This window comes from Rodentibacter genomosp. 1, from assembly GCF_001999285.1.
Taxonomy (GTDB): Bacteria; Pseudomonadota; Gammaproteobacteria; order Enterobacterales; family Pasteurellaceae; genus Rodentibacter.
In genome coordinates this window covers 127,399-149,779 of record NZ_MLHN01000002.1, presented here as the reverse complement: position 1 = coordinate 149,779, position 22,381 = coordinate 127,399, and the positions used below count along the sequence as shown (strand labels likewise).

General features: G+C 39.2%; 17 protein-coding genes, 3 pseudogenes and 1 riboswitch. Of the genes and pseudogenes, 15 read left to right on the top strand and 5 right to left on the bottom strand.

Features of this window, described 5'->3' with window-relative positions; translation table 11 throughout:
• From BKK54_RS11975 to thrS, 5 genes and pseudogenes are all read left to right on the top strand, one after another.
• Positions 1–653 (top strand): annotated as a pseudogene (locus BKK54_RS11975) (site-specific DNA-methyltransferase); the annotation flags it as partial.
• Positions 654–663: 10 nt separating this feature from the next.
• The gene (locus BKK54_RS01410; protein WP_077540787.1) at positions 664–3,561 is read left to right on the top strand and encodes a type III restriction-modification system endonuclease; all 2,898 of its coding nucleotides are present in this window, start codon (positions 664–666) and stop codon (positions 3,559–3,561) included.
• A gap of 274 nt (positions 3,562–3,835) precedes the next feature.
• The gene (locus BKK54_RS11970; protein ID WP_244153078.1) at positions 3,836–3,991 is read left to right on the top strand and encodes a hypothetical protein; all 156 of its coding nucleotides are present in this window, start codon (positions 3,836–3,838) and stop codon (positions 3,989–3,991) included.
• Positions 3,946–5,001 carry a cytosine permease gene (locus BKK54_RS01405; RefSeq protein ID WP_244153076.1) on the top strand — a complete coding sequence of 352 codons (1,056 nt, stop codon included), beginning with the start codon at positions 3,946–3,948 and terminating at the stop codon, positions 4,999–5,001. Before BKK54_RS11970 ends, BKK54_RS01405 begins: the two co-directional genes overlap by 46 nt.
• A gap of 340 nt (positions 5,002–5,341) precedes the next feature.
• Positions 5,342–7,273, top strand: coding sequence for a threonine--tRNA ligase (gene thrS, locus BKK54_RS01400; RefSeq protein ID WP_077540786.1), 1,932 nt, complete (start codon positions 5,342–5,344; stop codon positions 7,271–7,273).
• 193 nt (positions 7,274–7,466) lie between these two features.
• Here the strand turns inward: thrS and BKK54_RS01395 are convergent, their stop codons facing one another.
• Positions 7,467–8,372: a LysR family transcriptional regulator gene (locus tag BKK54_RS01395; protein ID WP_077540784.1), complete on the bottom strand. Its 906-nt coding sequence runs from the start codon at positions 8,370–8,372 to the stop codon at positions 7,467–7,469.
• 155 nt (positions 8,373–8,527) lie between these two features.
• Between BKK54_RS01395 and BKK54_RS01390 the strand changes: the two genes are divergently transcribed.
• From BKK54_RS01390 to BKK54_RS01375, 4 genes and pseudogenes are all read left to right on the top strand, one after another.
• Positions 8,528–9,676 carry an alpha/beta hydrolase gene (locus BKK54_RS01390; protein WP_077540782.1) on the top strand — a complete coding sequence of 383 codons (1,149 nt, stop codon included), beginning with the start codon at positions 8,528–8,530 and terminating at the stop codon, positions 9,674–9,676.
• Between the two features lie 51 nt (positions 9,677–9,727).
• On the top strand, positions 9,728–10,129 hold the full coding sequence (locus BKK54_RS01385) for a cyclophilin-like fold protein (protein ID WP_228063533.1): 402 nt from the start codon (positions 9,728–9,730) through the stop codon (positions 10,127–10,129).
• Between the two features lie 401 nt (positions 10,130–10,530).
• Positions 10,531–10,686: pseudogene (locus BKK54_RS12245) on the top strand (DapH/DapD/GlmU-related protein); the annotation flags it as partial.
• Positions 10,687–10,788: 102 nt separating this feature from the next.
• On the top strand, positions 10,789–11,538 hold the full coding sequence (locus BKK54_RS01375; protein WP_077540778.1) for an SDR family oxidoreductase: 750 nt from the start codon (positions 10,789–10,791) through the stop codon (positions 11,536–11,538).
• 284 nt (positions 11,539–11,822) lie between these two features.
• Here the strand turns inward: BKK54_RS01375 and dxs are convergent, their stop codons facing one another.
• Genes dxs through xseB form a run of 3 tightly spaced genes read right to left on the bottom strand, consistent with a single transcriptional unit; the run spans position 11,823 to position 14,889 of the window.
• Positions 11,823–13,700, bottom strand: a complete 1,878-nt coding sequence (dxs, locus tag BKK54_RS01370) for a 1-deoxy-D-xylulose-5-phosphate synthase (protein WP_077540776.1) — start codon at positions 13,698–13,700, stop codon at positions 11,823–11,825.
• A gap of 57 nt (positions 13,701–13,757) precedes the next feature.
• Entirely contained in the window at positions 13,758–14,648 is an 891-nt protein-coding gene (gene ispA / locus BKK54_RS01365; RefSeq protein ID WP_077540774.1) for a (2E,6E)-farnesyl diphosphate synthase, read from the bottom strand.
• Position 14,649: 1 nt separating this feature from the next.
• Positions 14,650–14,889: an exodeoxyribonuclease VII small subunit gene (xseB, locus tag BKK54_RS01360; RefSeq protein ID WP_077540772.1), complete on the bottom strand. Its 240-nt coding sequence runs from the start codon at positions 14,887–14,889 to the stop codon at positions 14,650–14,652.
• A gap of 168 nt (positions 14,890–15,057) precedes the next feature.
• On the opposite strand from xseB, the gene thiI reads away from it, so the two are divergent.
• The 6 genes and pseudogenes from thiI to BKK54_RS11965 form a co-directional block, all read left to right on the top strand.
• Entirely contained in the window at positions 15,058–16,509 is a 1,452-nt protein-coding gene (gene thiI / locus BKK54_RS01355; RefSeq protein ID WP_077540770.1) for a tRNA uracil 4-sulfurtransferase ThiI, read from the top strand.
• 216 nt (positions 16,510–16,725) lie between these two features.
• A riboswitch (molybdenum cofactor riboswitch) is annotated at positions 16,726–16,869 on the top strand.
• Positions 16,858–17,871 (top strand): GTP 3',8-cyclase MoaA, encoded by a 1,014-nt coding sequence (moaA, locus tag BKK54_RS01350; RefSeq protein ID WP_077540767.1) that lies wholly within the window; start codon positions 16,858–16,860, stop codon positions 17,869–17,871. It overlaps the preceding riboswitch by 12 nt.
• A 39-nt stretch (positions 17,872–17,910) precedes the next feature.
• Positions 17,911–18,390, top strand: coding sequence for a cyclic pyranopterin monophosphate synthase MoaC (gene moaC / locus BKK54_RS01345; RefSeq protein WP_077540765.1), 480 nt, complete (start codon positions 17,911–17,913; stop codon positions 18,388–18,390).
• Positions 18,391–18,636: a molybdopterin synthase sulfur carrier subunit gene (moaD, locus tag BKK54_RS01340; RefSeq protein WP_077540763.1), complete on the top strand. Its 246-nt coding sequence runs from the start codon at positions 18,391–18,393 to the stop codon at positions 18,634–18,636.
• Between the two features lies 1 nt (position 18,637).
• On the top strand, positions 18,638–19,093 hold the full coding sequence (gene moaE / locus BKK54_RS01335) for a molybdopterin synthase catalytic subunit MoaE (RefSeq protein ID WP_077540761.1): 456 nt from the start codon (positions 18,638–18,640) through the stop codon (positions 19,091–19,093).
• Between the two features lie 283 nt (positions 19,094–19,376).
• Positions 19,377–19,866 (top strand): annotated as a pseudogene (locus tag BKK54_RS11965) (IS481 family transposase); the annotation flags it as partial.
• A gap of 212 nt (positions 19,867–20,078) precedes the next feature.
• Here BKK54_RS11965 and metE read toward each other — a convergent pair.
• Complete coding sequence (gene metE, locus BKK54_RS01325) at positions 20,079–22,355, bottom strand: 5-methyltetrahydropteroyltriglutamate--homocysteine S-methyltransferase (protein ID WP_077540759.1); 2,277 nt, start codon at positions 22,353–22,355, stop codon at positions 20,079–20,081.
• Between the last annotated feature and the right edge of the window lie 26 nt (positions 22,356–22,381).

Here is a 22,381-nt window from a genome sequence, read left to right as displayed (position 1 = left end):
TTATCCTTGACTTCTTTGCCGGCTCCGGCACAACCGCCCATGCCGTAATGCAACTCAACGCTGAAGATAGAGGCAATCGCCAATTTATTTTGGTGCAACTTGCTGAGAAAACGGACGAAAAATCTGAGGCCTTTAAAGCCGGCTACAAAACCATTTTTGACATCACCAAAGCCAGAATTGAGAAAAGTGCGGTTAAAATTCGACAAGATTTTCCTGATACGCAATGTGATTTAGGTTTTAAGATTTATCAAACCACCGATAATTTCAGACATCATAGTGATGATGAATTTTCCCTAGAACAGGCAACGTTGCCTTTTGTAGAAAACTTGACCGAAGCCCAATATCACTCCTTGCTCACCACTTGGGCATTGAATGATGGGGCATTACTGACCGACCCGATTTCGGAAGTTAAACTTGGCGATTATACCGCCCATTTATGCGATAAACGTTTATATTTATTAGAAACCGGCTTTACTTCTGCAGATTTGCTTGCATTTATTCAAAAGTTGGATAGTGACAAGGATTTCAATCCGAACCGCGTGATTGTATTCGGTGAAAATATGTCAAGTGCGATGCAGCAAGAATTGAACCAAGCGATTGAAACTTATAGCAATAAGAAAAATATCGTATTGAGTTTGATTATTCGCAATTAGGTGGTTAAAAATGAGTGGCTTTAACTACGAAAAAAATCTCTCTCATCAAGAACAAGGCATTCAAGCTGTGCTTGCCGTGTTTGATGGCGTAACCCCAGAACAACATTTTGCCGATGAAAATCCCGAATTGATTTTCGCTAATGGGCAATATGTGAAAAATTTGAGATCGGTTCAAAATGCCAATCAAATTGACCGCACTTTTGATGGTTCAAACGTGTTGGATATTTCCATGGAAACCGGTACGGGCAAAACTTACACTTATACCAAAACAATGTACGATTTACACCGTATGCTTGGCGTGTTTAAATTTATTGTGGTTGTTCCAACGCTTTCTATCAAAGCCGGCACAAAATATTTTTTGCAAAGCCAATCTCTTGCAGAGCATTTCCGCCAAGATTTTGGTAATGATTATGACAAGGTGAATCTTAAAACCTATGTGGTGGAAAGCCAAAAAACATCAAAGGGCAAAAAATCCTATATTTCTGCGGCAATCGATCAATTTGTGAAAGCGGAAAATCAAAATGACATTCATGTTTTACTGATTAATGCGGGAATGATTAATTCCCCCTCAATGACAGAAAGTAGTGATCGTGCTTTAAAAGATCTCTTTGATCAACCGCAAGCTGCTCTTGCTGCCGTTCGTCCGATAGTGATTATTGATGAACCGCATAAATTCCCAACAGCTAAGAAAACTTGGGAAAATATCAAACGATTAGACCCACAATATATTTTGCGATATGGCGCAACATTCAATGAACAATATCACAACCTGATTTACCGCTTGACAGCGGTGGATGCGTTTAACCAAGATTTAGTGAAAGGTGTTCGTGTATTTTGTGAAGAACAAGAGGGCGGTTTAAAAGCACAAGTAAAACTGACCGCACTTTCAGGTACTCAAGCGACTTTTGACCTCGCTGAAAACGGCAAGAATAAAACCTTCCATTTAAGCAAAGGCGACAATTTAGCTAAAATTCATCCTGCTATTTTTGAGCTAAAAATTGAGGCGATGAATAAAAGCAATCTAGCATTAAGCAATGGTTTAGAGTTAAAAATAGGTGCGTTACTTAATCCCTATTCTTACTCGGAAACCGTGCAAGATAGCATGATGAAAAAAGCGATTGTTGAGCATTTCAAATTGGAACGAGAGTTGTTTACACAAACGTCACCAAAAATCAAACCGCTTACTTTGTTTTTTATTGATGATATTGCAGGCTATCGCAGTGGTAACGAGATTGCGGGCAGCTTAAAAGAAAAATTTGAAAGTTGGGTTTTGGCAGAAGCAAAAGAAAGATTGAAAATAGAAAACGATCCGTTTTATCGAGATTATTTGGTTAAAACTATCGCTGATGTATCGCTTACTCACGGCGGTTATTTTTCCAAAGATAATAGCGAAAGTGACGACAAAATTGAACAAGAAGTAAATGAAATTCTGCATGATAAAGAAACGTTACTTTCTTTAGAAAATCCACGCCGTTTTATTTTTTCCAAATGGACGTTACGCGAAGGCTGGGATAACCCGAATGTATTTCAGATTTGCAAATTGCGCTCCAGTGGCAGCAAAACCTCTAAGCTCCAAAAAGTGGGGCGTGGCTTGCGTTTACCGGTGAATGAGTTGATGGAACGGGTGCGTTCGCCACAATATCAGCTTAATTATTTTGTAGATAATAGTGAAAAAGATTTCGTAGAGGAATTGGTTGGGGAAGTGAATAAAGTGTCTGAAATAGAGCAAATTCCGACCGCACTTTCGTCCGAATTATTAGAAAAAATCAAACGCGCTTATCCGCAAGAAAGTAACCGCAGTATCACTCATAAATTGGCAGATAATAAACTGATTGACGATAATGACAATTTTGTGAGCAGTGCCGCTTATCAGCAGGTGAAACAGCTTTTCCCTAATGCATTTAACTCGGGATTGTACAAAGGAAAAATCACCGAGGCAAAAGAGAAAGGTAATTTTATCCCTATGCGTGAGGGGAAATATGAAGAGCTAAAAACATTGTGGGAGCTGATTCATCATAAAGCAATTTTGCAATATAAAATTGATTCGGAAGCTGATTTTTTAGCGTTATTGATTTCTTATTTAAAAGAAAATGGCGACAAATTTAAACAAGCTGGCATTCGCACCAAAGTTTCCGAAACCTATATCAAAAATGGTGTGATGATTGCTCGAAACAAAGATGATTTAGATAGTACATTCATTCGTTTTAATACTATGAGTTATCGTGAATTTTTGGAAACTTTATCTGCGACAGCAAAAATCAAAATGACAACTTTACATCAAGCTTTTCATCAAGTGCGGTCGGAATTGGATATTTCCCAATTTTTGAATATGCAGACTATTGCTCAAATTCGTAGCGGTTTTAATCAGTTCTTATTGCACCATTCTTTTAGTAAGTTTGAATTGGGCTATCAGATGGTGAATAATTCGGTTCATCCAACACAATTTACTGATAAAAACGGACAACCTAAAGCAGTTCGAGTTACGGATTTAGGCAGAATGACCGATGAGGTGCGTGAACCTGCCTCAAGCTATTTGTTCAGCGAGATTTTTTACGATTCTGAAATTGAGCATCAAAATATCACTCATGGAGAAATTGAAGGCGTGACGGTATTTACTAAGATCCCAAAAAACTCCATCAAAATTCCTGTGGCGGGTGGTGGGACTTATTCCCCTGATTTTGCTTATATTATAAAAACTAAAAATAATGAGATTTTAAATTTTGTTATTGAAGCTAAAGGAGTAAAAGATTCAGAATTTCTAAGGCAGCAAGAAAAAAGTAAAATCAAACATGCTGAACGTCTGTTTTCTCATATTTCTACTCAAACTGAGGTGGTGTTTAAAACACAGTTTGAAGGGGAGCAGGTGATAACTTTGATTAGAAGGCATTTACAAAAAGAGAGGGATTAAATTTGGGTAGGGCGTTAATCGTCCTATTTTTTTATTTTATCAATCTCCAATTTTTAGCTAATTGTTTTTATAACTAAGGTATGGATATTAAAAATTTGTTTATATTGAATATCTTATTTACCAACGGGTAATCATCTTTTTTGTCGGTATTCTGCTATGCAATAACTGAATTACGCTAAAAGAAGTATTGTTTAATAAACATGGTTTTCAAACCTCTTGAATTTTCTATATTATAAATTTTCATTAACAACACTTAACCTAAAGGAAGAAAAAAATGCAACACAAACATTCAAATCTTACTGCAAGTCTTGTGTGGTTTACTGCGGCTATTTCTATGGCTGAAATTTTAACCGGAACTTGGTTTGCGCCCCTTGGCTGGAAACAATGGATTCTTGCTATTTTACTCGGGCGTTCTTTTGTGCCGGCTTAATCGGTGCTAAAACACAAAAAAGTGCAATGCAAACCGTGCAGATTTCTTTTGGTCAAAAAGGCTCGATACTTTTCTCCGTGCTCAATGCTATGCAGCTTATCGGTTGGACTGCTGTGATGATTTATATGGGGGCGGAGGTGATCTCTATTTTGAATCAACAGGATACACAAAATGCACTTTTCCCCTTATTTACCGTTGGATTAGGTGTACTCATCATAGTCTGGTTATTAATGGGATTTACCAATCTTGGTGTGATAAAAAGTCTTTCTTTGGTGACGATGTTTTTATTAATGCTTTGGTTAACATTGCAAATTATTAGCCGTGATTTTATCCCGCTGTTGGAAGAGCAACATCATATTAAGTTTGGTACTGCGGTAGAGATTGCCGCGATTATGCCGTTATCTTGGATTCCGGTTGTTTCCGATCATACGAAACACACAAAAACACCATTAAAAACAACCGCACTTTCTACTCTCGTCTATACTGTTACAAGCTGTTGGATGTATTCCATTGGATTAGGGGCTGCGCTTGTAAGCGGAAAATCAGAAATCGCTCAAATTTTGGCATTATCCGGTGTCAGTATCGTTGGTGTTCTGATTGTTATCACATCAACCATGATTAATACAGCATTACCAGCACATTCCACGGGAATGAGCTTGAATAATATTTACGCTAAATTGAGTGTGAAGTGGGTTTCAATTCTCACGGTGGTTATCGGTATTATTCTTGCAACAATGTTGCCGGTCACACAATATGAGCATTTTCTCTTTTTTATCGGCTCGGTGTTTGCTCCTATGATAGGAGTCTTGATTGCTGATTTCTTTGTATTTAAACAAAGCGAACCTCAGAAAAATATTGATGTTATAGGTTTAGCTATTTGGTTTATTGGTTTTGTTATTTATCGTGTTTTAATGTGGCAAGAATGGGAAACCGAATTAGGGGTAACTTTTCCTGTTATTGCGTTCACCTTTGGTTTAACCACCGTGGTGCGAAAATTGACAAAAAAATAGAAAAGATAAAGGGGAAATGATGAATTTTCCCCTATTTTTCAAAATTATCCGTTCCTCTCTTACTATTCATTACATAATAGTGATATATGGCAAATGGGTATCAGGAGGGATAAATTTTCCGAGCTGTTTGAAAAGTGCTGTAGTTTTAACATGTTTTCTCTGGTAATTAAACCCTGTCACTTTTAGAAAACAATAGATATTTAAGTGGGAATCCATTCAGAAATAAAATCTAATAATATTGATAATAAAGGCATCTTTTATGATAAAATAGCGAGCTATTTCAGAACAAAAATACTTGAAAAGCATTGCGAATGCTGAATTTTCTAGATAAGGAAAAATTATGCCAATTATTACTTTACCTGACGGTTCCCAACGTCAATTTGATCGCCCTGTTTCTGTGCTTGAAGTGGCTCAAGATATTGGTGCTGGCCTTGCCAAAGCGACTATTGCCGGTCGTGTAAACGGTGAACGCCGTGATGCCTGTGATATCATCGAGCAAGATGCAAAGTTAGAAATCATTACTGCTAAAGATGAAGACGGTTTAGAAATTATCCGTCATTCTTGTGCTCATTTATTAGGCCATGCTATCAAACAATTATTTCCTGATGTAAAAATGGCAATCGGTCCAACTATCGAAAATAGTTTCTACTATGACGTGGATTTAGATCGTTCTTTAACTCAAGAAGATCTAGAGGCGATTGAAAAACGGATGCTTGAATTAGCGAAAACCAATTACGATGTGGTGAAAAAACGCGTAACTTGGCAAGAAGCACGAGATACTTTCGAGCAACGTGGCGAGCCGTACAAAATGGCAATTTTAGATGAAAATATTGAACGTACGGCAACACCGGCGTTGTATCATCACCAAGAATATATTGATATGTGTCGTGGGCCTCACGTACCTAACATGCGTTTCTGCCATCATTTCAAATTACAAAAAGTAGCAGGGGCTTACTGGCGTGGCGACAGCAAGAATAAAATGTTACAACGTATCTACGGTACGGCTTGGGCAGATAAAAAACAATTAGCCGACTATTTACAACGTTTGGAAGAAGCCGCAAAACGCGATCACCGTAAAATCGGTAAAGCTTTAGATTTATACCATATGCAAGAGGAAGCACCGGGAATGGTGTTTTGGCATAATGACGGCTGGACGATTTTCCGCGAACTTGAAACTTTTGTTCGGACTAAATTAAAAGAGTACGATTATCAAGAAGTAAAAGGCCCGTTTATGATGGATCGTGTGTTGTGGGAAAAAACAGGACACTGGCAAAACTACGGCGACTTAATGTTTACCACGCAATCGGAAAATCGTGAATATGCCATTAAGCCGATGAATTGTCCGGGACACGTTCAAATTTTTAATCAAGGTTTAAAATCTTATCGTGATTTACCAATCCGTATGGCAGAATTTGGTTCTTGCCATCGTAACGAACCGTCCGGTTCTTTGCATGGTTTAATGCGTGTGCGTGGCTTTACTCAAGATGACGCGCATATTTTCTGTACGGAAGATCAAATCGAAAGTGAAGTCACCAGCTGTATTAAAATGGTTTACGACATTTACAGTACCTTCGGTTTTACCGATATTTATGTGAAACTTTCAACCCGTCCTGAAAACCGTATTGGTTCAGATGAAATGTGGGATCGTGCGGAAGCGGGTTTAGCCGCAGCCTTGGCACACAATCATCTTGAATATGAAGTTCAAGAGGGTGAAGGGGCGTTCTATGGGCCAAAAATTGAGTTTGCATTGCGTGATAGTTTAGGTCGTGAATGGCAGTGTGGTACGGTGCAATTAGATTTTGCTTTACCGGGTCGTCTAGAAGCCAGCTATGTAGCAGAAGATAACGGGCGTAAAATTCCTGTAATGATTCACCGTGCGATTTTAGGTTCGATCGAACGTTTCATCGGAATTATTACCGAAGAATATGCCGGTTTCTTCCCTGCGTGGTTAGCGCCGACTCAAGCTGTAGTGATGAATATTACCGATAGCCAAGCCGACTATGTAAAACAGGTGGCAAAACAGTTATCTGATGCCGGTTTACGGGTGAAAACGGATTTACGAAATGAAAAAGTAGGCTTTAAAATCCGTGAACACACCTTACGTCGTGTGCCGTATATGCTGGTTTGTGGTGATAAAGAAATTGCAGAAGGTAAAGTCGCGGTACGTACCCGTAAAGGCGCGGATCTTGGTACATTCAGCGTAGAAGAATTTGCGGAAATCTTGAAAAAACAAGTGAGAAACCGTGAATTAAAGTTATTGAATGAAGAATAAAAAACATTCAAAACTGACCGCACTTTGAGGCGATAACTAATGAAAGGTATAGGTTGTACCAGATACATTCGTTCTTAAAAACTTAGAGAGTTATTTCAGGGCTGTACTCAATATTGTCATTGAGTTCAGCCCTTTTAATTTTAGTTGAATACCGTCTTCATCGTGAGTTGTTCACATCGTCTCTAATGGTGTGTTAGGGGCTAAACGTTTCTTTCAAAATTTCTTCCAATAATTCAAAGACTTTTAACACTCTTGGAGGCGTAATGATCTCGTAGGGGCGATATAAAAAAAGTTGCCATTTTTGAATTTTGATATCATCAAATAGTGTGCATAATTCTCCTGATTGTAAATAGGGCTTAGCAATAAAATCGCTCACCAAACCTACTGCTTTTCCGCATAAAATTGCTTGTAACATGCTATAAATGTCGGCGCTTTGGAAACTGATATGACGAGGTTTTAACCTGTGTTCGTCATTTAACAGAAAATGCCAAGCCCGTCCGGTGGCAGGGTTTATTTGAGCGGCAAAAGGATAGCGTAGTTCTAATTCTTCAAGGGATTGTGGTTTCCCTAGGCGTTCCACTAAAGTTGGGGCTGCAACCAGTACATCTCCAATTTCAGTGATTTTTCGCACGATAAAATTGGGATCCGGTTCTGGCCCAATACGTAATCCGATATCAATGCGCTGATTAACAAGATCAAGCTTGTTCATATCTTCCCGCCAATCAATAATAATGTTGGGATAGGGCAAAAGTGCGGTTAAAAGTTTTGTCAAAATTTCATCGTTAATTCGCCAACTTGGTAAGGTGATTCGCACGATACCATTCATTTCTTTCTCAGAATCTTGTTTATTACGTACAAATAATCGTTCGCTATCAGCTAATAATTGTTGGGCTTGGGGGAGAAATTGTTCGCCAAAATCCGTTAAATGAACTTGGCGGGTATTACGCTGAAATAATGCTTCGCCCAAGTAATCTTCCAATTCGGCAATTAATCGGGTCACGACAGGAGGAGAGACAGCAAGACGAGCAGCAGTTTCTTTAAATTGTAGTGTTTCAGCAAGAGAGCAAAATACTTTTAGGGTTTCAAAACGATTATTCATCTATTATTTCATTTTTAGAAATTATGAAATTCATTTTTACAAATTTACTTGAAATAGTCTAGTTATTAAAATGCGCGCCATCAAGACAATATTGGAAGACGGCTTTCAAGCCTTTAGTTGATGAAATGATCTTTAATTTTAATGAGGGAAGCAAAATGACAAAAACACTTTTTAAAAAGACCGCACTTGCTGCAATATTCGGTTCTGCATTACTAGCAATGGGAAGTACCGCTGTTGCTTCACTACCACAGAACGCTACAGCAATTGAAATTCCAGCACAACATATTCCATTAGTTCAAGAATGGGATAAAACATTCCCAAAATCCGACAAAGTGGAGCATCGTAAAATTACCTTTAAAAATCGCTATGGTATTACGTTAGCCGCTGATCTTTATGTACCTAAAAATGCCAAAGGAAAATTACCGGCAATTGCAGTGAGTGGTCCGTTTGGTGCGGTCAAAGAGCAATCATCGGGATTGTATGCCCAAACGTTGGCTGAACGAGGTTTTGTGACCTTAGCTTTTGATGGTTCATACAGTGGGGAGAGTGGGGGGGAGCCTCGCAATATTGCCAGTCCGGAAATCGCTACGGAAGATTTTAGTGCGGCCGTTGATTTTTTAGGAACACAGGATTTTGTTAATCGTGATGAGATCGGGATTTTAGGTATTTGTGGTTGGGGAGGATTTGCATTAAATGCAGCCGTTGCCGATACTCGTGTTAAAGCGGTAGCCGTAAGCACAATGTATGATATGACAAAAGTGATGGCAAATGGTTATGAAATTGATTTAACGCCAAACGCACAGGGCATATATGATAGAAAGCCTGCACTTGATATGGAAGGGCGTTACCAAATGAAGCAGGGGTTGAACTTTCAACGTTGGAGGGATGCAGAAACCGGTAACACAGCCTATACGGAGAAGAAAGATCATTTACCGGCACCAAATGAACAAACTGTTGATACCCCGAAAATGGTAAAAGAATATGCTGATTATTATAAAACAGCTCGTGGCTATCATCCCCGTTCAGTAAATTCAAATGGGGGATGGTCAAAAACGACACCGCTTGCATTTATCAATATGCCAATTTTACAACGTGCCGGTGAATTAAAATCCGCTGCCTTAGTCGTTCATGGCGAAAAAGCACATTCCCGTTATTTTGGGGAAGAAGCCTTCCAATCTCTTGGTTCAAAAAATAAAGAACTTTATATTGTACCAAATGCCACACACGTGGATTTATATGATAACCAAGCGGGCAAAATTCCTTATGATAAATTTGAGGCATTTTTCAAAGCTAATTTGAAATAATCGAATCTTGACCGACTCAAGTGCGGTCAAATTTAGGAGAGATTTTATTAAATGAAAACCTTATTTCCCCTTTTAATGGGGTTAGTGAGTTTATCTTCAGGTGCTGAAATGAACGTTAGAGTTACCCTTGATAGTGGTGTGTATTTTGCCACATTAGCTGATAATCCAACCAGTCAAAGTTTCTGGCAACAACTTCCCATAACCTCAAAGTTAGATAACTACGGTAGCAATGAAAAGGTCGTGTATTTGAAAGAAAAACTGAGTACGGAAAATGCTCCCACCGCTTATACAGGAAAAGCAGGTGATATCGCTTATTATGCCCCCTGGGGTAATATTGCAATGTTTCTTGGTAAAGGCCCTTACGCCCCAGGGTTAATTTATATGGGAAATTTTGATGGCGATTTGACCGCACTTTCACAGTCAAGCCAGATTAAATTTGAACGGGCAGAATAATGAATAAACAAGATTTTATTGAATTTTGTCGTGCCGGAAATGCTATTCCTGCGGACGATATAGCATTGCACGGATTATTAGTGGAATGTGCCTTTGATGCACAAAAGATCACTAAAGAATTGAATGCAGGATTTCATACCCAGGCGGAAATTGTGGAACTGTTTCGTCAATTAACGGATTTACCCGTTGATGAGAGCTTTCTTTGTTTTCCACCGTTCTATACAGATTTTGGTAAAAATATTCACATTGGTAAAAATGTGTTTTTTAATATAGGTTGTTCTTTCCAAGATCGTGGAGGCATTTTTATTGGTGACGGTACGATGATTGGAATGAACGTGAATATCGCCACTCTTAACCACGGCTTAACGGTTGAAACTCGTGGTACAACCTATGCAGCCCCCATTCACATTGGTAGGAATGTTTGGATCGGGTCAAATGCAACAATTTTAGCTGGGGTAAGTATCGGCGATAATGCAGTGATTGCGGCGGGCGCCGTGGTAACAAAAAATGTGCCGACTAATAGTGTGGTGGGAGGTGTACCGGCGAAGGTGATTAAGATGATTAATGATTAGTTTTTAGCGAAGTCTCTTTTTATCATTTTACGGAATAAAGTTAAATTTAACAGGTTAGAATCATTGTATTTGAATAGGAGTACAACAATGAAGAATCTTCAAAATAAAGTTGTTATTATTACCGGCGCATCATCAGGTATTGGCGAAGCTACAGCCTATAAACTGGCGGAAAGTGGTGCAAAATTAGTGTTAGGTGCACGCCGTGAAGCAAAGTTACAAGCGATTGTGAATAACATTAAAGCTAAAGGTGGTGAGGCAGTGTACCTTGTTACCGATGTGGTAAAAGCGGAAGATAATGCTGAATTAGTTGAGTTAGCGAAGGCAACTTTTGGTAAAGTGGATGCTATTTTCTTAAATGCAGGCTTAATGCCAAATTCACCGCTTTCAGCCTTGGAAACCAAGAATTGGGACGCCATGGTGGATGTAAATATTAAAGGTGTGCTAAATGGTATTGCCGCCGTGTTACCAACTTTTGAACGGCAAAAATCAGGGCATATTTTGGCGGTATCTTCCGTAGCTGGCTTAAAAGTGTATCCGGGGGCGAGTGTATATTGCGGAACAAAATGGGCGGTAAAAGCTATTATGGAAGGGTTGCGTATGGAATCAGCTCAAGCGGGAACAAATATTCGCACTGCAACGATTTACCCGGCAGCCGTACAGTCGGAATTAGTTGATCATATTACTAATGAAGCAACCTCAAAAGGCTATCGGGAACTCTACGATAATTTTGAAATTCCGGCTGAACGAGTGGCAAATGTTGTAGCTTTTGCTCTTTCTCAACCAGAAGACACCAATATTAGCGAGTTTACATTAGGGCCAACAAGTCAGCCTTGGTAATATTTGTCACATATATAAATAAACGGCAGTTCATCACTGCCGTTTTTGTTAGTTGCACAAATCTGTTTTGGGGCTAGCTTGGTCGGGACACACTGCGTGTGTCCGTGTCAATGACACCAATCAATGTTTTGTTTTTTGATAATGCCAATATTTAATTTATTCGTATTTATTTTATTTTGGTTAAAATTTGATTTCAGACACACGCAGTCTGTCCCTACAGGTCTTTGAAATTTCTGCTACATAATACCGGTTTTTTCTAAATGATTTATCCGGCGCTTTTTCTTTTAGATTGATATTTTGTTATTGGTAAATGCAAGAATTTGTGCTTCAATGCCCTCCGCATCCAATTGTAATTCATGCTGCATTTCTCGCTGCGTACCTTGTGGAATAAAATAATCCGGTAAACCAATTTGCAAAAGTGCGGTTGGTTTTGCAGATAAATTTAATACTTCAGCCACGGCTGAACCCGCCCCCCCTTGTATTGCGTTTTCTTCTAACGTCACTAAATATTCATGGGTTTGTGCAAGTATGTTAATCATCTCTACATCAAGTGGTTTGACAAAACGCATATTCACGACTGTCGCATTGAGTTTCTCTGCCGCTTTTAAGGCATCGGGTAGTAATGTGCCAAAATTTAAAATGGCTATATTTTTCCCTTCTCGAACTAAATGAGCTTTTCCAATAGGTAACATACTGAGCGGCTGTAATTCTCCCCCGACTGCATTTCCACGAGGATAACGCACAGCAGCAGGTTTTCCACATTGGTAGCCGGTATAAAGCATTTGACGGCATTCATTCTCATCACTTGGGGTCATAATAATCATATTGGGAATACAGCGCATAAAACTTAAATCAAACGCTCCTTGGTGAGTCTGCCCGTCCGCTCCCACGATACCGGCACGGTCAATGGCAAAGAGTACAGGAAGATTTTGAATCGCAACATCGTGGATGAGTTGATCGTAGGCTCGTTGTAAGAAGGTGGAATAAATCGCAACAACCGGCTTATAACCGGCAATCGCCAATCCTGCCGCAAAGGTTACTGCGTGCTGCTCTGCAATAGCAACATCAAAGTATTGTTCTGGGAAACGCTGAGAAAATTCCACCATACCGGAACCTTCACGCATAGCAGGGGTGATACCTATCAGTTTTGAGTCCTTTTCTGCCATTTCACAAAGCCAATCGCCGAAAATTTGGGAATAAGTCGGGATAGTATTTGATTTTGGCAATTTTCCGCTTGTCGGATCAAATTTTGGTACACCATGGAAACCGATAGGATCTTTCTCTGCAGGCGCATAACCTTTCCCTTTTTTAGTTTTAATATGGAGAAATTGCGGCCCTTTTAAATTTCTCATATTAGTTAATGTTGCCACTAATTCATCAATATTATGCCCATCTACCGGTCCAATATAGTTAAATCCGAGTTCCTCAAACAATGTGCTTTCCGGTGAAAACATTACCCCTTTCATATGTTCTTCGGTTTTTTTCATAAAATTTTTGACACTTGGCACTTTATCAAGAATTTTTTTACTCCCATCACGGACAGTGGAGTAGAACGAACCGGAAAAAATACGTGCAAGATGGTTATTTAATGCGCCTACGTTTTCTGAAATTGACATTTCATTGTCATTTAAAATAACCAGCATATCCGTGTGCAATGCTCCTGCGTGATTTAGTGCCTCAAATGCCATACCTGCGGTGATCGCACCGTCGCCAATGACACATACGGTTTTACGTCCTGCGTTCTCCCGTTCTGCTGCGACAGCCACACCAAGCCCTGCACTAATTGATGTGGAGGAATGTCCTACACTTAATACATCAAATTCACTTTCTTCTCGCCAAGGAAAAGGATGAATACCACCTTTTTGGCGAATGGTGGCCATTTGGTCTCGCCGACCGGTGAGAATTTTATGGGGATAGGCCTGATGACCCACATCCCAAATAAGTTGGTCAAATGGCGTTTTATATACATAATGTAGTGCAACGGTAAGTTCCACTGTACCTAACCCTGAAGCCAAATGACCGCTGGTTTGACTAACGGAGGCTAAAAGATAACTGCGTAATTCTTGGCAAAGTTGTGGTAGTTGCTCTTTGTTTAAAAGACGTAGATCTTCCGGTGAATTAATTAAAGATAAAAGAGGGTAGTTGTTCATATTGTTAGTCATTCCCAAAATGTGTTATTTTTGAACCGCACTTTTTCCAAGTTTGTGACACGGTCTCAATTAACTTTTTCTCGTAATAATAAATTCCGCTAAAGCTTGAAGGGCGGTTGTATCAAAAGGAATTTTTTCCAATTCGTTCAATGCGGTTTGATATAAATCTTGAGCTTTTTGCTTCGCACCGTTTAAACCAAGTAATTTGGGATAAGTGCTTTTATCCAAATCTAAATCCGAGCCAACCGGTTTTCCGATTTCTGAACATTCGCCTTCAATGTCTAAAATATCGTCTTGCACTTGAAAGGCGAGTCCAATTGCATCTGCATAGCGGGTTAGCGTTTGCGCTAATGATTTGTCTTCAAAATGTGGTGAGCAAATAAATCCAAGTTTCAATGCGGCTTTAAGCAAAGCACCGGTTTTATTACGATGGATTAATTCCAGCCTGTGTAAATTAATTTGTTTGTGTTCTGAAATTAAATCTAAACTTTGCCCTAAACACATGCCCTGTACACCAGATGCACGAGATAAAATCTGAACTAAGGCAAGTTTCTGTTCTGAGGAAATATGGGGTGTTTTTGTCAGAATATCAAAGGCTAGGCTTTGTAATGCATCACCGGCAAGGATGGCTGTTGCTTCATCAAAAGCGATATGGCAAGTCGCATGCCCACGGCGGAGATCATCATTATCCATTGCCGGTAAATCATCATGGATTAAGGAATAAGCGTGAATCGCTTCAATGGCAGCAGCAGCATAATCTAAGGATTGTTCATTTGCTTTGAGCATTTTACCCGTCGCATAAACTAAAAAGGGGCGAACCCTTTTTCCTCCCAGTAACAAGCCGTATTTCATTGCCTCAAGTAAGGGGGAATTATGATTTTCAACACCATCAAACTGTGTTTCCAAAAAGGCGTTAATGCGTTGTTGAACCTGTTTCAGTTCTTGTGCAAATGGGCTCATGTTATTGGTTTCCCTCATAATCGCTTAAGGGGGCATGCTCATTTTTTTGTAAAAGAATTTGAATGCGCTGTTCTGCCTGTTGTAAACGCTCTTGCCCTAGCTGGGCTAATTTGACACCTTGTTCAAATTCTTTAAGTGATTCCTCTAAAGGCAATTCACCACTTTCTAAACGAGAGACAATACTTTCTAGTTGTGCTAGTGTGGTTTCAAAGTCTTGCGAGGAAGCGGGTTTGCGGGCCATTTTTAATCATCCTTTTTATGGGAAAATAAGGGCTATTGTACTGTAATTTTATGGGATGTTAAAAATTTATTTCAAAAAAGACTCATTGATGAGATAGCTCTCTTGTTTTATGGACTTTTCCCTTGCTTTGCGTAAAATACTCGCCATTTTTTATCAATCTCAACGTCTATGAAATTTATCGTTAAACTTTTCCCTGAAATTATGATTAAAAGCGAAACTGTACGTAAACGTTTCGCCAAAATTCTGACCAGTAATATTCGTAATATTCTGCAGAAATATGATGAAGAAACCGCCGTGGTACGTCATTGGGACTACATTGAAGTGCGGTCAAAAAATGAAGAAAATCGTGAGGCACTGATAACCTTGTTACAACGTATCCCCGGTATTCACCATTTTTTGGAAGTGGAAGAAAAACCTTTTACCGATTTGCACCATATTTTTGAATTAACCCTTGAGGATTTGGAATCACAACTTCAAAACAAAACCTTTTGTGTGCGTGTAAAACGCAAAGGAAAACATACATTTAGTTCAATTGAAGCGGAGCGTTATATCGGTGGCGGTTTAAATCAACACATTGAAAGCGCTAAAGTGCGGTTAAAAAATCCTGATGTTACGGTACGTATTGATATTGAAGATGACAAAATGATGTTAGTAAAAAAACGTCATGCCGGCATTGGGGGTTATCCGATTGGTACACAAGAAGATGTGCTTTCTTTAATTTCCGGTGGGTTTGATTCCGGCGTATCGAGTTATATGTTAATTCGCCGAGGTTCACGTGTTCATTACTGTTTCTTTAATCTTGGTGGTGCGGCGCATGAAATTGGCGTTAAACAAATGGCATATCATATTTGGCAACGTTATGGCTCATCCCATAAAGTACGTTTCATCGCTATTAATTTTGAAGGGGTTGTCGGTGAGATTTTAGAAAAAGTGGACAACGGGCAAATGGGCGTTGTGTTGAAACGTATGATGGTTCGTGCAGCAAGTAAAGTCGCCGCTCGCTTTAATATTGAAGCCATTGTGACAGGTGAGGCATTAGGGCAGGTTTCCAGTCAAACCTTAACCAATTTAAGATTAATTGATGAAGCTGCTGAGGCCTTGGTTTTACGTCCCCTTATCACTCATGATAAGGAACAAATTATCGCCATGGCAAAAGAAATCGGCACAGATGATATTGCGAAGTCAATGCCGGAATTTTGTGGAGTGATTTCTAAAAATCCAACGATCAAAGCTGTGCGTGACAATATTGTGGCGGAAGAAGGGCATTTTGATTTTGAGATTTTAGAAAGTGCGGTGCAAAATGCGCAGTATTTAGATATTCGTCAAATTGCGGAAGATACAGAAAAAGAAGTCATCGCTGTGGACGCCATTTCGATTTTGGACGAAAAGGATATTATTTTAGATATTCGTAGTCCGGAAGAAACGGATGAAAAGCCCTTTAAATCAGATAGTCACGAAGTCATACTAATGCCATTCTATAAACTTTCCTCTCAGTTTGGTTCGCTGGATCAAAGCAAAAATTATGCATTGTATTGTGAGCGTGGCGTGATGAGTAAACTACAAGCCCTATATTTAAAAGAAAACGGCTTCTCAAATGTTCGTGTGTTTGCGAAAAAATAGCGTCAATATTGACCGCACTTTCTATTTTTAGAATAGTGCGGTGACTTCTTCAAACATGATCAATAAAATTTTCTTTTTCTACCTAAAACGGGTTGGTTGGCAAATCATTGTATATATTTTTATATAATCAATTTTAAATAATTGACCGGATTGATAATCAAATTCAGAGGATCTCATTGCATTGATTCGTTGGAATCTTTTAAAATGCCAACAAGTTTTATCGCATAACTCCGAGCTTGTTTAGTCTAAGTTCCCTTATCGGAATATGACGGCAATGCCAATAACGATATAAGTTATTCAGGGATACGTTGGAAACGGCTTATCCTCTCCATTTTAGAAAGGTGTCTCATGCAATCTATTCCCATTAAAAACGTGGGAGACGCACGTCTAATTGATGCGTTTCAGCGTACCTATTATTATCTGCGTCTATCGATTACCGATCAATGCAATTTCCGTTGTAATTATTGTTTACCGAATGGCTATCAGCCTGAAGCAAATCAGCCTCATTTTCTTACCTTAAGTGAAATTACACGTGTTGCACAAGCCTTTGCCAATATGGGAACAGAAAAAATCCGTTTAACCGGTGGCGAACCTACCTTGCGAAAAGATTTCCTTGCGATTGCAGAACAGATTACACAAATTGAAGGGATTCGCCAAGTCGCATTAACGACAAATGGTTATCGTATGGCGAAAGATGTGAAAGCATGGAAAGATTCCGGTATTAGTTCCATTAATGTCAGTGTTGATAGTCTCGATCCAAAAATGTTTCATCAAATTACAGGAATAAACAAATTTGATGAGGTAATGCGTGGTATTGAACAGGCATTTGAAGTAGGTTACCAAAAAGTTAAAGTTAATTCCGTGTTAATGAAACAGCTAAATGATAGTGAATTTAACCGGTTTTTGACTTGGGTGAAAAATCGTCCGATTCAAATGCGTTTTATTGAACTTATGCAAACCGGTGAAATGAATTCTTTTTTTCAGCGACATCATCTTTCAGGTAAAGTTCTAGCCGATAAACTCCTTGCTGAAGGCTGGGAATTGCAGCAAAACTCGCTAACAGATGGGCCGGCAAAAGTGTTTAAACACCCTGATTATATGGGGGAAATTGGCTTGATTATGCCTTATGAAAAAAACTTTTGTGCAAGTTGTAATCGTTTAAGGGTCTCTGCAAAAGGAAAATTACATCTTTGTTTATTTGGTGAAGAAGGGATTGAATTGCGTGATTTATTGCAATCAGACGAACAGCAATTACTTTTACAAGCCAGAATTTTTACCGCTCTACAGGGTAAACGTGAACATCATTATTTACACCAAGGCGACAGCGGTATTCGTAATCATCTTGCCTCTATTGGTGGCTAATAATAAAAATTTTTTCAAAATTAACCGCACTTTTAAATTATGACAACATTTACTCATATTAACAGCCAAGGCGAAGCCAATATGGTGGACGTATCAGGTAAAATTGAAACAGTACGCGAAGCACGTGCTGAAGCCATAGTAACTATGTCACAAGAAACATTATCTATGATTTTAAATGGTCAACATCATAAAGGAGATGTATTTGCCACAGCAAGGATTGCCGGTATTCAAGCGGCAAAACGGACTTGGGAACTGATTCCTTTGTGCCACCCGTTATTGCTTTCTAAAGTGGAAGTGACTCTTGTGCCTATGGTTGAAACGAATCAGGTTCGCATTGAATCTCTTTGTAAACTTACCGCTAAAACCGGCGTCGAAATGGAGGCATTAACCGCAGCAAGTGTCGCAGCCTTAACGATTTATGATATGTGTAAAGCGGTACAAAAAGATATCGTGATTGGACCGGTTCGATTACTTGAAAAGAGCGGTGGAAAATCAGGTCATTTTTTATCGGAGGGATAGATGTTAAAAGTATTATTTTTTGCGCAAACTCGGGAACTCATTGGCATAGATGAGATTCAAGTCGAAGGTGAATTTCACACCGCTGAGGCGTTACGTACCCACCTAAGCCAAAGGGGAGATAAATGGGCATTAGCATTAGAAAAGGGGAAAACGCTTGTGGCAATTAATCAAACGCTTATGCCTCTTGAAAGTAAGCTAAAATCCGGTGATGAAATTGCGTTTTTTCCACCGGTAACAGGGGGATGATATGAATAATATTCATATTTCTGTGCAAAAAGAGCGGTTTGATCAAAATGCGATTTATCAATGGCTTTCTGAATCACATTCTGTTGGTGCTTCTGTTATTTTTGTAGGGAAAGTCCGCGATCTCAATTTAGGTGATAATGTTTCTAGCCTTTATTTAGAGCATTATCCGGCAATGACAGAAAAAGCCCTTCATGAAATTGTAGCTGAGGCCATGCAACGTTGGGAGATTCAACGCGTATCAGTTATTCATCGGGTGGGGTTGTTGCATACCGGTGATGAAATTGTATTAGTTGGGGTCAGTGCCGCACACCGTGGTGAGGCTTATCGGGCGAATGAATTTATTATGGACTATCTCAAGTCAAAAGCCCCATTTTGGAAAAAGGAACAAACAAACGCAGGTGAACGTTGGATTGAGGCGAGAAAATCGGACGAGAAAGCATTAAGCAAATGGACGTAATTTTTACTTAGTGGCTTATTGGTAGCTGTTTTGATTTTTCTTTTTAACAAAAAGGCGGAATAATTCCGCCTTTATTTGTAGAAAATCAGACTTGAACTGACAAATCGCAATATAAAGGTGAGCGTTTCCCGTTTAGAATATGAGAGTCCAAATTCAATCTAAACAAATAAGGCGAAATTGAAGCCTGACTTAATCAAAATCGATGCTTGTAGTGTACTTCACTGAGGATGAAGCCTTACCCTTCATCAGTGGCTTTATCAACATAATTTTTTAGATTGGGCAATCCTTAGAACGTAAAAAAGAAGACAAGATAGCTTATGGTGAAATCGAAACTGCACATCCAGGGTATTTGAGCTCATAAGATACATTCTATGTTGGTCATCTCAAAGGGGGGAGAATTTACCAACAAACTCTTATTGATACTTATAGCAAATTGCAAAACTTTATAGGATGATGACAGCGAATACTGCGGTAAGGTAGAACATCATAATGAGTTTTATTTAGCAATAATGATATTGAACATAGTAAAACCATAAACTAACCATATTTGTGAGCGCTTTCATAAGACGATTGTACAAAAATTTTACTAAGTTGCCTTTCTCAAGAAAATCTATAGGGTGTTGAGTACATTGCAAGCTGATTTAGATGAATGGTTAGTCTATATAATCGGTATCAAACCCATCATGGAGAAATGTGCTTGAGGAGGAATACCGATGGAAACATTGCTTGATGGAAAACGTATTGGGGTAGAAAAGAATTTAAGCTCAAATTAATCTGACAGACACTGTAATTTTGAATGGGGACTGTCAGATTGGAGTTGAGTTTCTACAAACTTACCACGTTTATCATCTAAAAGCCCTTTGCTTTTCATTTTTTACAAAAATGACTAGAGCCTAAATGGAAAAAAGTAAAGTAATTTCTTTTGAAGAAAATTAATGAGTTTATAAAAAAGCTGAATCTTTTCAAAATTCAGCTTTTTGTCGTTTTACTGGGACAGTTCTGAACGTAATTTTTTCGTTACATTCACCATTACATTTAATTGCTCAATGGTTTCTTTCCAGCCTCGGGTTTTTAAACCGCAATCTGGGTTCACCCATAAACGTTCTTTTGGCACGACTTGCAGTGCTTTACGTAACAAATGTTCGACTTCAGCCTCTGTTGGAACACGTGGGCTATGAATATCATACACACCGGGGCCGATGTCATTTGGATATTTAAAATCCGCAAAAGCAGCAAGAAGTTCCATATCAGAACGGGATGTTTCAATGGTGATCACATCGGCATCTAAAGCGGCAATTGCCGGTAAAATGTCGTTAAACTCGGAGTAGCACATATGAGTGTGTATTTGAGTATCATCTTGACAACCCATTGAACTTAAACGAAAGGCTTCTCCCGCCCATTGTAAATAGCTATCCCAATCAGCACGTTTGAGCGGTAAACCTTCGCGAATTGCCGGTTCGTCAATTTGAATGACTTTAATGCCGGCTTTTTCTAAATCCAATACCTCGTCGGAAAGCGCCACCGCAATTTGCTTACATACCGTTGAACGTGGAATATCATTACGTACAAACGACCATTGTAAAATGGTAACGGGGCCTGTGAGCATACCTTTCATCACTTTTGGGGTGAGGCTTTGGGCATATTGAGACCAACGTACTGTCATTGGTTCAGGACGAACGACATCACCGTAAATCACCGGCGGTTTGACACAACGTGATCCATAACTTTGCACCCAGCCGAATTGAGTGAAGGCAAAGCCCTCTAATAGTTCGCCAAAGTATTCTACCATATCATTACGTTCAGCCTCGCCGTGAACCAATACATCCAAATCTAATTTTTCTTGTTCACGCACGACCAATTCAATTTCTTTTTTCATTGCTGTTTCGTAATCCGTCAAACTTAACTCACCTTTTTTAAAGGCAGCACGGGCTAAGCGGATTTCCTTAGTTTGTGGAAAAGATCCTATGGTAGTAGTCGGGAGTAGTGGCAAATTTAACCACGCATTTTGTAATTTAATTCTTTCCGCAAACGGTGATTTGCGTTGATCGGCATCTTTTGGCAAATTTGCCAAGCGTGAAGCCACTTCAGGACGATGAATCGTTTTTGAATTAGCTCGAGCATCAAATGCCGCTTGGCTTGCATCAATTTCTGATTGAACAGCTTGGCGACCTTGCTCAAGTGCGGTCTTAATGACTCCTAATTCTTGAATTTTTTGTAAACAGAAAGCAAGCCAGCTATAAAGTTCCGGTTTGTTTGCCTGTAATTGGGTTTCTATTGATAAATCATAAGGCGTATGGAGTAGGGAACAACTTGGTGCAATCCATAAACGATCACCTAATTTCGCTTTTAACGGTTCCACAACATCTAAAACTTGGCTTAAATTTGCACGCCAAATGTTACGACCATCAATGATACCGACAGACAAAATTTTGTCATAATCAGCAAAAGCAGAAAGTTGTTCAGGGGCACGCACTAAATCAATGTGTAAACCTGCAACAGGCAAAGATTTTAATAAATTGGCGTGTTCTGCCACAGAACCAAAATAAGTGGCTAATAATAATTTTGCTTTTACTTGTGTGGTTAATGTTGAATAAACTTCTTTGTACGCAGCAATCCACTCTGATGGTAAATCAATGGTTAACGCCGGTTCATCAATTTGAATATATTCTACCCCTTCTGCCGCTAGAGCATTGAGGATTTCTACATAAACCGGAAGAAGTTTCGGAAGTAAATCAAAGCGATTAAATGCTGCACCTTTTTCTTTAGCTAGCCATAAGAAGGTTAATGGCCCGACAATAGTTGGTTTTGCATTTAATCCAAGCGCTTTGGCCTCACGAATTTGTTCTACATAATGGGAAGAATTGGCTTTAAATTCAGTATCGGCATGGAATTCCGGCACAAGATAGTGATAGTTGGTATCAAACCATTTTGTCATTTCAATAGCAAATTGATCTTTATTACCACGTGCCAGTTGGAAATACTGATCGAGGGTTAAATGTTGGCTGTCAAATCCGAAACGGGCAGGAATAGAACCTGTTGCCACTTGTAAATCCAGAATGTGATCATAGAAAGTAAAGTCTGCCACGGCGACATAATCCGCATTTGCCTCCGTTTGGTGTTTCCAGCTAATTTCTCGGAGTTTCTTAGCTATATCCAATAAATCTTGCTCGGAAATTTCGCCACGCCAATAACGTTCTTGTGCAAATTTAAGTTCACGTTTTGCACCTACACGTGGAAAACCGGATAAATGAAATGTTGTCATAATAAGTTCCTCATCTATATGTTGTG